Source organism: Kribbella sp. NPDC054772 (assembly GCF_053611945.1).
The window spans coordinates 37,232-50,397 of record NZ_JBSHBJ010000011.1; the positions used below are offsets into that span (position 1 = coordinate 37,232).

16 protein-coding genes are annotated in these 13,166 nt (G+C 68.2%); 3 read left to right on the forward strand and 13 right to left on the reverse strand.

Translation table 11 applies throughout. From position 1 onward, the window contains the following. The 5 genes from ACWGID_RS19425 to ACWGID_RS19445 form a co-directional block, all read right to left on the reverse strand. Positions 1-915 carry a cation diffusion facilitator family transporter gene (locus tag ACWGID_RS19425; protein WP_452198350.1) on the reverse strand — a complete coding sequence of 305 codons (915 nt, stop codon included), beginning with the start codon at positions 913-915 and terminating at the stop codon, positions 1-3. 24 nt (positions 916-939) lie between these two features. Then, positions 940-1,260 carry a SulP family inorganic anion transporter gene (locus ACWGID_RS19430; protein ID WP_452198352.1) on the reverse strand — a complete coding sequence of 107 codons (321 nt, stop codon included), beginning with the start codon at positions 1,258-1,260 and terminating at the stop codon, positions 940-942. Between the two features lies 1 nt (position 1,261). Continuing rightward, positions 1,262-1,408 carry a hypothetical protein gene (locus ACWGID_RS19435; RefSeq protein ID WP_452198353.1) on the reverse strand — a complete coding sequence of 49 codons (147 nt, stop codon included), beginning with the start codon at positions 1,406-1,408 and terminating at the stop codon, positions 1,262-1,264. A 148-nt stretch (positions 1,409-1,556) separates the two neighbouring features. Continuing rightward, complete coding sequence (locus ACWGID_RS19440; RefSeq protein ID WP_452198355.1) at positions 1,557-1,928, reverse strand: hypothetical protein; 372 nt, start codon at positions 1,926-1,928, stop codon at positions 1,557-1,559. Between the two features lie 109 nt (positions 1,929-2,037). Continuing rightward, positions 2,038-2,415, reverse strand: coding sequence for an ArsR/SmtB family transcription factor (locus tag ACWGID_RS19445; RefSeq protein WP_452198357.1), 378 nt, complete (start codon positions 2,413-2,415; stop codon positions 2,038-2,040). 72 nt (positions 2,416-2,487) lie between these two features. On the opposite strand from ACWGID_RS19445, the gene ACWGID_RS19450 reads away from it, so the two are divergent. Next, positions 2,488-4,413 (forward strand): heavy metal translocating P-type ATPase, encoded by a 1,926-nt coding sequence (locus ACWGID_RS19450; RefSeq protein ID WP_452198359.1) that lies wholly within the window; start codon positions 2,488-2,490, stop codon positions 4,411-4,413. Positions 4,414-4,456: 43 nt separating this feature from the next. On the opposite strand, the gene ACWGID_RS19455 is transcribed toward ACWGID_RS19450, so the two are convergent. Next, positions 4,457-5,623: a cation diffusion facilitator family transporter gene (locus ACWGID_RS19455; protein ID WP_452198361.1), complete on the reverse strand. Its 1,167-nt coding sequence runs from the start codon at positions 5,621-5,623 to the stop codon at positions 4,457-4,459. A 22-nt stretch (positions 5,624-5,645) separates the two neighbouring features. Continuing rightward, on the reverse strand, positions 5,646-6,014 hold the full coding sequence (locus tag ACWGID_RS19460) for an ArsR/SmtB family transcription factor (protein WP_452198363.1): 369 nt from the start codon (positions 6,012-6,014) through the stop codon (positions 5,646-5,648). A gap of 65 nt (positions 6,015-6,079) precedes the next feature. Between ACWGID_RS19460 and ACWGID_RS19465 the strand changes: the two genes are divergently transcribed. Both ACWGID_RS19465 and ACWGID_RS19470 read left to right on the forward strand, forming a co-directional pair. After that, the gene (locus ACWGID_RS19465; RefSeq protein WP_452198365.1) at positions 6,080-6,346 is read left to right on the forward strand and encodes a hypothetical protein; all 267 of its coding nucleotides are present in this window, start codon (positions 6,080-6,082) and stop codon (positions 6,344-6,346) included. Further along, positions 6,343-7,062 (forward strand): peptidase dimerization domain-containing protein, encoded by a 720-nt coding sequence (locus tag ACWGID_RS19470; protein WP_452198367.1) that lies wholly within the window; start codon positions 6,343-6,345, stop codon positions 7,060-7,062. Before ACWGID_RS19465 ends, ACWGID_RS19470 begins: the two co-directional genes overlap by 4 nt. Here ACWGID_RS19470 and solA read toward each other — a convergent pair. From solA to ACWGID_RS19500, 6 genes are read right to left on the reverse strand one after another with little or no spacing between them, the layout of a single operon-like run. Next, positions 7,028-8,158, reverse strand: coding sequence for an N-methyl-L-tryptophan oxidase (gene solA / locus ACWGID_RS19475; RefSeq protein WP_452198368.1), 1,131 nt, complete (start codon positions 8,156-8,158; stop codon positions 7,028-7,030). The genes ACWGID_RS19470 and solA overlap by 35 nt on opposite strands. Then, positions 8,145-9,227, reverse strand: coding sequence for a tartrate dehydrogenase (locus ACWGID_RS19480; RefSeq protein ID WP_452198370.1), 1,083 nt, complete (start codon positions 9,225-9,227; stop codon positions 8,145-8,147). The genes solA and ACWGID_RS19480 overlap by 14 nt, the downstream gene beginning before the upstream one ends. Next, positions 9,224-10,684, reverse strand: a complete 1,461-nt coding sequence (locus ACWGID_RS19485) for an NAD-dependent succinate-semialdehyde dehydrogenase (RefSeq protein WP_452198372.1) — start codon at positions 10,682-10,684, stop codon at positions 9,224-9,226. The genes ACWGID_RS19480 and ACWGID_RS19485 overlap by 4 nt, the downstream gene beginning before the upstream one ends. Further along, on the reverse strand, positions 10,681-11,940 hold the full coding sequence (locus tag ACWGID_RS19490; protein ID WP_452198374.1) for an aminotransferase family protein: 1,260 nt from the start codon (positions 11,938-11,940) through the stop codon (positions 10,681-10,683). The genes ACWGID_RS19485 and ACWGID_RS19490 overlap by 4 nt, the downstream gene beginning before the upstream one ends. 4 nt (positions 11,941-11,944) lie before the next feature. Further along, complete coding sequence (locus ACWGID_RS19495) at positions 11,945-12,367, reverse strand: hypothetical protein (RefSeq protein WP_452198375.1); 423 nt, start codon at positions 12,365-12,367, stop codon at positions 11,945-11,947. Beyond that, complete coding sequence (locus ACWGID_RS19500; protein ID WP_452198377.1) at positions 12,364-12,927, reverse strand: N-acetyltransferase family protein; 564 nt, start codon at positions 12,925-12,927, stop codon at positions 12,364-12,366. Before ACWGID_RS19500 ends, ACWGID_RS19495 begins: the two co-directional genes overlap by 4 nt. Positions 12,928-13,166: the final 239 nt, after the last annotated feature.

Below are 13,166 nucleotides of genomic sequence, written 5' to 3' on the forward strand. Positions count from 1 at the left end.
TTAGGCGTGCTGGGGTTGTTCGTGTCGGACATGTCCGCTCGGCTCGAGCTGGAATGTCGCGTGCTCGACGTCGAAGTCCTTCCTGACGCGCGCCTGCAATTGATCGAGTAGCCGGGGAGCGTAACCGTCCTGGAAACACGTCTCCTCGACCACGACATGCGCAGAGAGGACCGGCTGACCGGAGGTCACTGTGGTGACGTGCAGGTCGTGGACCTCGGTGACGTGTTCCACGGTTTCGATGTTCCGCCGGAGCTCGTCAAGGTCGATGTCGCCGGGTGCGGCCTCGAGCAGGATGTGTACGGCGTCACGCAGCAGACGTACCGCCCGCGGCAGGATCAGCAACCCGATCGCCACGGAGACGAGAGCGTCGGCGCGGACGAATCCGGTGGTGGCGATGACGATCGCGGCGATCAGAACGCCGACCGAGGCCGCCGTGTCGGTGGCGACCTCCAGGAACGCGCCCCGCAGGTTCAGGCTTGCGCCGCGGGCACGGAAGAGCAGCGCCAGCGCGACCAGGTTTCCCAATAGCCCGACAAGCGCGAACATGCCCATCGATCCCGCTTCGACCTGGCCCGGTTCGACCAGGCGGCGTACGCCCTGGACGAGGACGTAGAGGCCCATTCCGGTCAGGATCAGGCCGTTCGCGGCGGCGGCCAGGATCTCGGCCCGGGCCCAGCCGAACGTGCGCCGGCCGCTCGGCGGGCGGGCGGCGAGTGTTGCCGCGGCGAGTGCCAGGGCGACGCCGCTGGAGTCCGCGACGACGTGTCCGGCGTCGGCGAGCAGCGCGAGGCTGCCGGACACCATGGCGCCGACCACTTCGACAACCAGGATGGCGAGCGACGCGATCAAGGCGCCGATCAGTGCGCGCCGGTGCTCTCCGGTGGCTGTCGGGTGCCCGTGTCCGTGCCCGCTCATGCCGACTCGGCCGACTTTCGGTTGCTAAAGGCCACATCTGCAGATCTCTTCACATGTGCAATGTAGCGGCGGCGGGCGTTGCTTGTCGAGGACGCTTCGAACACGAGCACGGTCAGCCCGGCAGCCGGTCCGGAGACCCTGCAGGCTGCTCCCAGGGAGCAAGCCGGTGATCAGGCCGCCGACGATGCCGGTGACGAGGCCGAGTTCCGCGGGTACGCCGGAGGCGACGGCGACGCCGATGCACAGCGGCAAGGCGACCAGGAACACGACCAGAGAGGCGGCGATGTCCTTGGTCAGGAAGGGGAAGCGAGGCGACGATGTGTCCTTCGAATCTGGATGGCGCATGTCAGAGCGGTCCGGGAACAATGCGCGAGTCCGAACAGGAGAGGAGTAGGGCGTCGGGTTGCTGGGCCTTGGCGAGTCTGGCGAGTTCGGTGCGGAACTCGGCCACCCGTTGCGGATGACGGCGTGCGTTGTCGATCAGGCGATACATGGAAAGACCTCGGTCTCTGAGTGAGTGCGGGAGGCGATGTCACAGAGAGCGCGTGGAACGGCTGCGGGCCTGCGAGGGCAGGCAGGAGCGGACCCGGCCGTGGCATGAGGTCGCGGGGGTCAGCAACGGATCCAGGCGCGTGGGTCTGTCAGCAGCGGAAGATCTGCAACGCGATGGAGCAGGGCGCGATACGGACACTCCGGGCCTGGTGGTCACGTGCCAGGCGGGAGTGCAACGTCGTGGCACGCGCGTCGACGATGCCATCCGCCGACAGAGCGGCGGCATCGGTTCCCGGTTGGGCCTGACCGGCGCCGGAGATCGCGAGGCGCTCCGTGTCCGAGGCCGGCGGGTGTTCTGAGTCGTGCGCTGGGTCGCCGTCCGCGGTATCGACGACCCCGAGGTCGGTACGTTCGGCAGCACGCTCGATTGCGACCGACTGTACGACGGTGTGCGAAAGAGTGCCGTGGAACAGCAGAGCCGCGAGCACCGCGGTGATCACCGCGGCCGTCCATCGGCCCATGCCACCTCCCGGGTCAATCGGCATCCACAGCGGACAACGCTCACCGACAGTCGGATGGTTCCCTACGCGCTGTGACCATCCCCACGCGGGATTCCCTTGCGCCACCAGGTTACGGAGTGGCTGCGTTTCGTGATGCGGCGTCGTTCGGACCGTGGCCGACCGCTGAGCCGCGGTCGATGTGGTCGGCGTGGAAGAGGGCTTGGGCCAGGAGACCCTGGACGTGGTCGTCGGCGGCCGAGTAGTAGACGAAGGTGCCTTCGCGGCGGCCTTTGACGAGGCCGGCGAGGCGGAGTTTGGCGAGATGCTGACTGACGGCGGTGGGGGCGGCGCCGGCGAGTTCGGCCAGACACGCCACCGACGATTCGCCCTGCAGGAGGGCCCAGAGCACCTTGATCCGGGTGGGGTCGGCGAGCAGGCGGAACGACTCGGCCGCGAGGTGCACCTGCTCCTCGTTCGGCATCTCGAAGTCTTCGATCGACGAGTGCATGGGTCGATCGTAGCGCTACCTGCTTGCCTGCCTGTGTGCGTACCTGCATGTTTGCGCATGTAGGCTAATCGGGTGACGATCCAACTCAACGACTCCCGAGCACCCGACATCAGCCGGCTGAACGAACGTGCCGGCGGCTGGTGGTCAGCCGCATGGACCCTGGCGGAGGTGCGATGGGCGACTGCGGCCACCGCACTGTTCGCCACGGGGCTGGTGGCCCAGCTGGCAGGGGCGCCTGGGTGGCTGACTTGGCCGCTGTTCCTGGCGTGCTACGCGGCCGGGGGATGGGAGCCCGGTTGGGCAGGTCTGCAAGAGCTTCGCGAACGTCGGCTGGATGTCGACCTCCTCATGGTTGTGGCGGCGATCGCGGCCGCGGCCATCGGGCAGGTGCTGGACGGCGCGTTGCTGATCGTCATCTTCGCGACGTCGGGCGCACTGGAGGCCGTCGCGACGAAGCGCACGGAGGACTCGGTCCGCGGACTCCTGGACCTGGCGCCCGACACCGCGACGAGGGTCAGTCGTACGGCGGAGGACGTCGTACCGGTCCGTGAACTCGTGATCGGTGACGAGATCCTGGTTCGCCCGGGGGAGCGTGTCGGCGCTGACGGGACCGTGCTCGACGGATCGAGCGAGGTCGATCAGGCCACCATCACCGGTGAGCCGCTGCCGGTGGACAAGGCGTCGGGTGATGAGGTGTTCGCGGGGACGGTCAACGGAACCGGCGTACTGCGCGTGCGCGTCGACCGTTCCGCCGAGGAGTCGGTGGTGGCGCGGATCGCCGCGCTCGTCGAGGAAGCATCGAAGACCAAGGCGAAGACGCAGTTGTTCATCGAGAAGGTCGAGCAGCGGTACTCGGTCGGTATGGTCACGATGACAGTGCTGCTACTCGTCGTCCCGCTGTTGCTCGGTCACGATTTCACCGCCACGTTGCTGAGGGCAATGACGTTCATGATCGTCGCCTCGCCGTGCGCGGTGGTGCTGGCGACGATGCCGCCGTTGCTGGCCGCGATCGCGAACGCCGGCCGGCACGGCGTACTGGTGAAGTCCGCGGTCGTCATGGAGTCGCTCGGCGCAACGACCCGGGTCGCGTTCGACAAGACGGGAACGTTGACGCGGGGCGCACCCCAGTTGTCGGAGATCCGTCTCCTCGCAGACCTCTCCGACGCCGACGCACTGCGGCTGGCCGCGTCGGCCGAGCACGCGAGCGAGCACCCGCTCGGCGCCGCGATCGTTCGGGCCGCTCGCGAGCGCAAGATCGACCTGCTGCCGGTTGACGACTTCCAGGCGACCGCCGGCCGTGGGATCTCCGCGCGGGTCGACGGTCGCGCCGTTCGCATCGCTGCTCCGCGGGAAGATCTCACCGAGGTGCGCCGGTTGCAGGCGTTCGGGGCGACGGCCGTTGTGATGTCCGTGGACGAATTGCCGGTCGCGGTGTTCGGGCTTGTCGACGAGCTTCGCTCCGAGGCAGCCGGTGTCGTTGCGAACGTCCGTCGGCTGACCGGCGACGGGCCGGTGTTGCTGACCGGAGACAACGCGACGGCGGCGAGCACGGTGGCCACGCAGGTCGGGATCGACGAGGTCCGGGCCGAACTGCTGCCCGATGGCAAGGCCGCCGAGGTACGTCGGCTGCAGGCCGATGGTGCGCGTGTGGCCGTGGTGGGGGACGGGATCAACGACGCGCCCGCGCTGGCCGCCGCGCATGCCGGTATCGCGATGGGCGGCGCCGGCTCCGACCTGACCTTGCAGACCGCCGACGCGATCGTCGTACGCGACGACCTCACCACCATCCCCGCCGTGATCGAGCTGTCGCGACGTGCTCGCCGTGTCGTGATCGCCAACCTCGTCATCGCGGCAACGTTCATCACCGGTCTCGTGATCTGGGACCTCGTCGGCCATCTCCCGCTCCCACTCGGTGTCGCCGGCCACGAAGGCTCGACGATCATCGTGGGCCTCAACGGCCTCCGCCTGCTCCGCAACGCCGCCTGGCCCCGCCGGTAGCCGGGTGCGGGGGTACGTCGAACGTGCCGTACCCCCGCATTTGCTACTGGTGATGCGCGACCAGTTGGTGAGCTGCTTCCGGGTCGAGGGGCTCGGTGTGGATCGTGGCGGACGAGAGGCGTCGTACGCCGTGGATCAGGTCGTGCTCGACCTGGTGGCTCAGGTGGTGCGCGTCGGTGAGGGACGTGTTCGTGTCGACGGCGATTCTGGCCTCGGCGCGGAGGCTGTGGCCGAGCCAGCGGAGCTGGATGCCGCGGACATCGATCACCCCAGGCATGGACCGGATGATCTGCTCGGTCTGGTCGACGAGGGCGGGGTCGACCGCGTCCATGAGCCGGCGGTACACCTCGCGGGCGGCGTCGCGAAGAACGAACAGGATCGCGATCGTGATCAGCAGACCGATGATCGGGTCGGCGAGCGGGAAGCCCAGCCAGGCGCCGACCGCGCTCAGAACCACCGCCAGGCTGGTGAATCCGTCGGTCCGGGCGTGCAGCCCGTCGGCGACCAGGGCAGCCGAACCGATCCGCTTGCCGGTACGGATCCGGTACTGCGCGACGACCTCGTTCCCGAGGAAGCCGACGACTCCGGCGATGATCAGTACGCCGACGTGCCGGACGTCGGACGGGTTGATGAAGCGTATGACGGCCTCGTAGCCGGCATAGGCGGACGACAACGCGATCAGGACCACGACGATGATGCCGGCCAGGTCCTCGGCGCGGCCGAAGCCGTACGTGTACGCACGCGTGGCGAGGCGGCGGCCGACGAGGAACGCGATCGCCAGTGGGATCGCCGTGAGGGCGTCGGCGTAGTTGTGCAGGGTGTCGCCGAGGAGGGCGACCGAGTTGGTGTAGATGACGATCACGGTCTGGATGATCGCGGTCAGGATCAGGCCGGCGAAGCTGATCTTCAGGCAGCGCATGCCTTCACGGCTCGCCTCGAGCGCGGAGTCGACCTTGTCGGCGCTGTCGTGCGAGTGCGGGACGAAGATCTCCTTGAGCTTGCCGAGGAAGCCGTCGTGATGCGCGTGCCCGTGACCGGCGCCGTGCCCGTGCCCATGTCCGTGCCCATGGCCGTGACCCTCGCCGTGCTCGGCGGCCGGCCGATGGTCGTCGTGCTTCTGCTGCTCGTGGCCGTGACCGTGCCCATGACCGTGCCCGGCGGTGGCGGTGTCCTCGTGGGGGTGCTTGTGGTCGTGTTCTGTGGCGCTCATCGGCTCTTCGTCCTCTGATTCGTCAGGTGGCAGCGGCAGGGTCGACGTGAGTCACCGAACCGGTGGCCCGGTGGTGCTCAGGAAACCCGCCGCTGGAGTGTTCGGCGTGGTAGATCGCGTCCTCGACGAGCTGGCTCGCGTGGGAGTTCTCGATCCGGTAGAAGACCTGGATTCCTTGTTTGCGGGTCCGGACCAGCCGGGCCATGCGGAGCTTGGCCAGGTGCTGCGAGACGCCCGCGGGGGACTTCCCGACCGCCTCGGCCAGCTCGTTCACGGGCCGCTCGCCGTCGAGCAACGCCCACAGCAGCCGGACCCGCGTGGGGTCGGACAGCATCCGGAAGACCTCCACGGCGAGGGCGACGTGCTCCTCATCCGGGTCAGATCTATGCAATTGCGTATCTGCGCGCATATGCAGATACTAAGCAGTGCAGATGACCGAGGGCAAGAGGAGCGGCGATGTTCGACGGTGGTTCGACCGATCGGCTGGTCCGGCTTCGTCGCGCACTGCACGCGCGCCCGGAACTGGGCTTCACCGAGGTCATCACGGCCGCGACCGTCGTACGACTCCTCGAGCCGGTCGCGGACGCGATCGCTCTCGGTCGTGACGTGCTGCGGCTCCCGACGAGCGCCGGAGTACCGGGGTCCGCCGAGCTTGCGGACGCTCGTCGGCGGGCCGGTGACGCGGGAGTGCCCGACGAGTTGGTGGAGCTGCCGGTGCGTTGAGCGGCGTACGACGGATGATCGGTCTGCATCTGGGCATCGGTCTGCCCGTCGGTACGGTCGCAGCGTCGGCGCTGGGCGTGATGGCGACCGAGAAGTGGCGCGTGGTCCTGACCGGCCGGTCCGCCCATGCGAGTCTGGCGCCGCAGGACGGACGGCACGCCGTACTCGGTGCTGCTGCGGCGACGCTTGCGCTGCACACTCTTCCGCAGGTCGCCGGCGCGGTGACCCGGCTGAACGTCGGCGCCTTGCACGGCGGTACGGCGGCCAACATCGTCCCGGATCGCGCCGAACTCCTGGTCGAGCTCCGCGCCGACAGTGACAAGGCGCTCGGGTCTCTTCTAGAGCGGGCACGTGAAGTCATCGCGGGCGTTGGGCTGTCGTACGGCCTCGGCTGGGCGGTCGATGTGAGTGGGCGCGCGCTGACGGCGCGATGCGACGAGGCCGAGATCGACGAGCTGCTGGTCGCGGCTGACGGCGTCCCCGGGATCGTCCAGGTACTGCGCGGTGCGCCGATGTCGGCGAGCGATGACGTGACGCTGCTGATGAACGCAGTACAGCGGGACGGGGGTACGGCGACCTTCGTGCTGGTCGGCGCGAGCAGCCCGGCGCCGCACCACCACCCGCTGTTCGACCTCGACGAGCGTTGCTTGCCGATCGCAACCGATTGGCTGGAGGCCGCGATCAGGCGGCCTGCCGACCGGGAGCGAGGAACGTGATGTCCCGGTTGGTCTTGCCCGTGGTGGCGAGGTCGGCGGCGATGTCACCCATCACGGGCGCGAACTTGAATCCGGCGCCGGAGAACCCGCACGTGATCACGAGGCGCGGGTCGGTCGGGGAGAGTCCCACGTACGGTCGTCCGTCCGTGCTGTAGCCCTCGACACCCGTTTGCAGCCGAGCGGGATCCGGATAGAGCCCGGGAAGGTACTCGCGGATGACCGTGCCCACGCGGCGCAGGTAGTCGGCCGGCACGGACCGGTCGACGAACCTCAGGTCCTGGACCACCGGGTGCGCGCCGAACTTGACGCCGACCTTCACTGTGACCCCGTCCAGCGACGGGAACCCGTAGGCGGACACATCGCCGACACGCTCGAACACCGGGAAGATGTCGGCGGTGTAGTCGCTCGCCAGCCGGGCGAGATACCACCCCTGCACCAGCCGACGCGGTACGACGGAACTCACCGCCTCCGGTGCGAGCCCACCTGCCCAAGCACCTGGTGCCAGAACGACCCGCTCGAACGTCTGCTCGTCGTCACCCGTGATGACAGCGATCCCGCCGTCCCGTGGCTCGACGGCAAGCACCTCGGTGTTCAGCCGCACTGTCGCGCCCGACGCGTCGGCACGTGCGATGGCCGAGCTGACACCGGCCTCCGGGCGAAGGTACCCCGCGAGCGGATCGATGACTCCGGCATCGGTCGGCCGTACGACGTGCTGCGGAAAGCGTGATCGCAGTACGTCGGCTGTGAGCGCCTCGTGGGGGAGCCCGTTCTCTTGCGCGGACGCGATCGCGGAGGCGAGAGCGGGTGTGCCTTGTGGACCGATGATCACGCCTCCTGTCTGAGTGAAGAGCTCGCGCTTCGAGTGGTCGCTGAGCTCACGCCAGAGCTCGAGCGCTTCGACGGCGAGTGGTGTGAAGCGCGGATCGCCCTGGCTCTGGACGGAGAAGCGCCGGGTCTCTCCGGCCGAGGCGCCGTGGTCGTGCCCGGCGCTGAACCGTTCGTAGCCGTGGACTGCGATGCCGCGTTCGGCGAGTCGCCACAAGGTCATCGACCCGATCGCGCCCAGCCCGATCACGGCGACCTCAGCGTGTGTCATCGGTTCGTCCTTCCTTCGCGAGCCGGCGCGTCACGAACGCGGTCACCTCGGCGGTCGACGCCGTACCTCCGAGATCGGCGGTGCGGGTGTATGGGTCACGTAACGATTCCTCGATGGCAGACATGAGTGCGGTCGCCGGGTCCGGGAGGCCGAGTTGCTGGAGCATCAGGACGACGGACCAGAGCATCCCGATCGGGTTCGCGAGACCGCGGCCGGCGATGTCGGGCGCGGAGCCGTGCACCGGTTCGAACATCGACGGCCCGGGCCCGTCCGGTGCGAGGTTGGCCGAGGGAGCGATGCCGATGCTGCCGCAGACCGCCGCGGCGAGGTCCGACAGGATGTCGCCGAACAGGTTGGATGCCACGACCACGTCGAAGTCGGTGGGATGTAGCACCATCCGCGCGGCGAGCGCGTCGACGTGCTCGCGGGTCACAGTCACCTTCGGATGCCGGGCGGCGACCTCGTCGACCACCTGGTCCCAGAACGTCATCGTGTGGATGATCCCGTTGGACTTCGTCGCGGACCGGACCCGGCCGCTACGACGCTCCGCCAGGTTCATCGCATACTCCGCGATCCGCTCGACCCCGATCCGGGAAAACGTTGCCTGCTGCAACGCCACCTCGGACCGTCCGTGCCCGAGCCGGCCGCCGACCTCGCTGTACTCGCCCTCGGAGTTCTCCCGCACGACCACGAAGTCGGTGCCCGCGGACCACTCGGCTCGCACCGGTGCCGGCACACCCTCGAAGACCCGCATCGGGCGGAGGTTCACGTACTGCTCAAAGGCTCGCCGGATCGGGATCAACAGACCCCACAACGACACATGATCCGGTACGCCGGGCCAGCCGACCGCGCCGAGCAGGATCGCGTCGTGCGGAGCGAGCAGGTCCAGTCCGTCCGGCGGCATCATCGCGCCGGTGCGCTGGTACCGCTCGCAGGACCAGTCGAACTCGGTGAGCTCGAGCGTCACGTCGTACGACTGCTCGATGACGCGGAGCACCTGTTGGGCGGACTCCATCACCTGGACGCCGATGCCGTCGCCGGGGATGAGCGCGAGTCGCTTGACCGTCACGAGTGGAATCCCGGCGACGAGAGGTACTTGAAGTGCTGGTACTCGTGCAGTCCTTCCGGTCCACCTTCGCGGCCGAGTCCGGACTGCTTCACGCCGCCGAACGGTGCGGCGACGTCGGAGACGAGACCGCGGTTGATCCCGACCATCCCGGTCTGCAGACGACTCGCGACCCGGCGGGCCCGGTCGATGTCCTGGGTGATGACGAACGCGGCCAGACCGTGCTCAGTGTCGTTGCCCGCAGCAATGGCCTCGGCCTCGGAGGAGACCCGTCGTACGGCGGCCACCGGACCGAACACCTCTTCACGCAGAATGTCCGCGGTCGGGGGTACATGGTCGAGCACTGTTGGAGCGACGTAGTACCCGGGACCGTCGGGGAGTTGCGCCTGCGCGACGATCTCGGCGCCCTTCGCGACCGCATCGTCCACCAGCCGACGGACCTTCTGGACAGCTCGGTGGTCGACGAGCGGGCCGAGGTCGGTGTCCTCCTGGGACGGGCGCCCGACGGTGAGGGCGGCCATCCGCGCGGCGAGGGCGCTGACGAACGCGTCCGCGATGCCGTCGGTGACGATGAAGCGGTTGGCGGCGACGCAGGACTGCCCGCCCAGACGCATCTTCGCGATCATCGCCTCCCGGACCGCGAGGTCGAGATCCGCGTCGTCGAAGACCAGGAACGGTGCGTTGCCGCCGAGCTCCATCGACGTCCGCAGGACCCGTCGGCCACTCTGTTCGAGCAGCAGTCGCCCGACGTCCGTGGAACCGGTGAACGAGACCTTCCGCAGCCGCGGATCAGCCAGCAGCGGCCCGCAAACGTCAGCCGGTCGACTGGTCGTGATCACGCTCAGCACACCGGGCGGCGCGCCGGCTTCCAGCACCAGTTCACCGAACACCAGCGAGGCGAGCGGAGTCAGCTCGGCCGGCTTGAGTACGGCGGTGCAGCCCGCCGCGAGCGCCGGCGCGACCTTGCGAGCCGCCATCGCCAGCGGAACGTTCCACGGCGTGATCAACAGACATGGTCCGACCGGCTCGGCCACTGTGACGATGTGGTTCCGCCCGTCGGGCGAGACCGTACTGCGTCCGTGCGGCCGCACCGCTTCCTCGGCGTACCACCGGATGTAGTCCGCCGCGTAGTTCACCTCGCCCCGAGCCTCGGTGATGGTCTTCCCGACCTCGAGCACGAGCAGTTGGGCCAGCCGCTCGCGTTGACTGATCAGCAGATCGAAGAGCCGATGCAGTACGTCGGCCCGCTCCCGCGGCGTCGAAGCGGACCAGGTCGCACTTGCAGCGAGCGCAGCGAGAGCGTCCTCAGGTCCACAGTCGGCAACCGAGGCGATGACCTGCTCGGTGCTCGGGTCGACGACATCGAAGGTGGCGCCGGAGGCGGCCGGGCGCCAGCGGTCGGTCAGAAAGCCGTCCGGGACCGACGTGAGTACATCGGTGCCCCAGGCAACGGTGGTCATGCGGCGATCCTTTCCCCAACCGCTGTGATCGCGGTCGCCATCACGTCGGCGGCGAACTGGATCTCGTCGGGAGTGATGACGAACGGCGGACAGACATGCAGGGTGTTGCCGGCCAACAGTCGCGTGAGGACGCCGCCCTCGCGACACCCACGGATCACGTCGTCCGCGGGCACATCGGGCGACAGCTGCACCCCAGCCATCAACCCGATCGAGCGAACCTCCTGCACGAGCTCGGACGAAGCGAGCGATCCGAAAGCGCCGGCGAGGATCGGTTCCAGCATCCGCACCCGGGCCAACAGATCCTCTTCCTGGAGTACGGCGAGGTTCTCCAGCGCGACCGCGCAGGCGGTGGCGTGACCGGAGTACGTGATGCCGTGCCGGAAGATTGGTGCGTCCGCGCCGGACATGAACGGTGCGGAGACCTGCGCCGAGACCGCCACGGCACCGAGCGGCAGGTAGCCGGACGTGATGCCCTTGGCCATCGTCATGAGATCAGGCTGGATCTCCCAGCGATCACTGCCGAACCAGGCGCCGGTGCGGCCGAAGCCGGTCACCACCTCGTCGGCGATGAACAGGATGTCGAACTCACGACACAGTTCCTGCAATCCAGGCAGGTACCCGTCGGGCGGTGGATGCACCCCGCCGGTACCGACAACTGGTTCGGCGACCAAGGCCGCGATGCGTTCAGGGCCGAGTTCCTCGATGATCCGGCGCGTTTCGGCCAGATCTGCGAGCGGGACACGGGCCGTTTCGGGGATCAGCGAGTCGGTGCCGTAGCCGGCCCGGTTGAAGTCCAGGCCGGCGATCGACGTACCGAAGCCGTGGAGTCCGTGGTAGCCACCCGTCCTGCTCAGCACGACGGTCTTGCCGGTCTGTCCGAGCTCCTGCCAGTAGCGGCGCGCGAGTTTGCAGGCCGCGTCGATGGAGTCGGATCCGCCGGAGGTGAAGATGAACGACGCATCGCGCATCGGCACCAGCTCCCGCAGCCGATCGGCAAGGTTCAGCGCCGGACGGTTCGCGTGGATGCCGAACAGGTGATAGGTCTCCAGCCTCGTCATCTGTTGTGCGGCCGCGGCGGCCATCCGTTCGCGGGCGTGGCCGATGTTGGCGAACCAGAGACCGGCGGGCAGATCGAGCAGGAGTTGACCGTCCTCGGTGGTCAGCCAGGCGCCGTTGGCGGAGGCGACGACGAGGCGTTCCCGCATCGTCGTCGGCATGTGCGCCTGCGGATGCCACAGGGCGGGTGGCGTACTCACGGGATTACCTGGCGCCGGCGGCGGCCGTTTCGGTGCTGAACTCGTCAGCCACCGCCGCGTGGATGTGCAGCATCCGGGCCAGGAGTCCGTTGCCGCGGGTGTAGTTCAGGTCGGTGGTGTCGTCGAAGAAGGCAGTGCCCTGGTCCGGCCTCTTGTCGCTCTTGTCGTCGGGGTACAGCGGGTTGATGGTGTTCTCGATCTTCGGCCAGAGTGCGCGGGCCGCGTGGGTCGACTCGAACTCCAGCGTCATGACGAGGGTGTCCGGGAGCAGTTCGCCGGCGGTCTCCTCGAGCACCGAACCACCGAGGTACCCGGGGTGGTCGCCGAGGGAGCGGAGCCAGTCGGCCAGGTACTGCTTCGCCTCGGCAGCCTTGCCGGGCTGCGGGACGAAGATGAAGAGGTCGCGTCGCTTCGCGTCGAGGTTCACAGGGAAGTCCTTTCGGTGAGGGGGAGTTCGAAGAACATCGCTTTGGTCATGCCGTTCACGTCGTCCTCGACCAGTTCGCAGCCGACCGACAGCCAGAACGGCAGTGCGCCGGGGGAGTGCGGGTAGGTGTGCAGCGCGATCGTGTCGTAGTGGCGCTCCTGCCGGGCACGTTCGACGGTCGCCTGGACGAGCGCCCTCGCGATGTGCCGGCGGCGGTGCTCCTTCAGTACGTAGACACGAACAAGCTGGCCGGTGCGTCCGTCGCGGTAGCGCTCGACGAGATGCTCAGGGCTGAGCCCCTCCTTGAGCGCGCCGCCGCGGATGCCGCAGGTGCCGATCACTTCTCCGGTCGCGGTGTCCTGGGCGACCAGGAGGAAGGGGCCGGTCGGCTGCAGGTACCAGCCGGGGATGTCGTCGATGTCGGCGTGGATGACGGGGTCGTACGTGGACCCGAAGTCCTCGACGACCGAACGCATCATGACCGCTTGCGCGGCTGGGATGTCGGCGCTTGTGAGATCCCGGATCAGGACACCGTCCGGGTCGGTGGCGGTGTGGGCCATGCCAATGATGATGACCCGCGGACAGATTGTTGACAACCCTGAACTTCAGGAAATCTTGCCGTCATTTCGCTGTCACATTGCTCGCTCTCGGTGGCTTGGAAGCCTTGTTTTACGCGTGTTTGGCGACTCGCCGTGTTTCGTCGACAAGGAATGGAAGTAACTGTCAGAACGTCGACAGTGCAGTCGCTTGTGCCGAGTTGTTGACAATCTGGAACGGCCCCTCCTACCGTCCCTGTATC

Excerpts from the sequence above, each read along its gene's own strand:
- ACWGID_RS19425 (WP_452198350.1), bottom strand. The coding sequence starts at position 915 with ATGAGCGGGCACGGACACGGGCACCCGACAGCCACCGGAGAGCACCGG.
- ACWGID_RS19430 (WP_452198352.1), bottom strand. The coding sequence starts at position 1,260 with ATGCGCCATCCAGATTCGAAGGACACATCGTCGCCTCGCTTCCCCTTC.
- ACWGID_RS19435 (WP_452198353.1), bottom strand. The coding sequence starts at position 1,408 with ATGTATCGCCTGATCGACAACGCACGCCGTCATCCGCAACGGGTGGCC.
- ACWGID_RS19440 (WP_452198355.1), bottom strand. The coding sequence starts at position 1,928 with ATGGGCCGATGGACGGCCGCGGTGATCACCGCGGTGCTCGCGGCTCTG.
- ACWGID_RS19445 (WP_452198357.1), bottom strand. The coding sequence starts at position 2,415 with ATGCACTCGTCGATCGAAGACTTCGAGATGCCGAACGAGGAGCAGGTG.
- ACWGID_RS19455 (WP_452198361.1), bottom strand. The coding sequence starts at position 5,623 with ATGAGCGCCACAGAACACGACCACAAGCACCCCCACGAGGACACCGCC.
- ACWGID_RS19465 (WP_452198365.1), top strand. The coding sequence starts at position 6,080 with ATGTTCGACGGTGGTTCGACCGATCGGCTGGTCCGGCTTCGTCGCGCA.
- solA (WP_452198368.1), bottom strand. The coding sequence starts at position 8,158 with ATGACACACGCTGAGGTCGCCGTGATCGGGCTGGGCGCGATCGGGTCG.
- ACWGID_RS19485 (WP_452198372.1), bottom strand. The coding sequence starts at position 10,684 with ATGACCACCGTTGCCTGGGGCACCGATGTACTCACGTCGGTCCCGGAC.
- ACWGID_RS19500 (WP_452198377.1), bottom strand. The coding sequence starts at position 12,927 with ATGGCCCACACCGCCACCGACCCGGACGGTGTCCTGATCCGGGATCTC.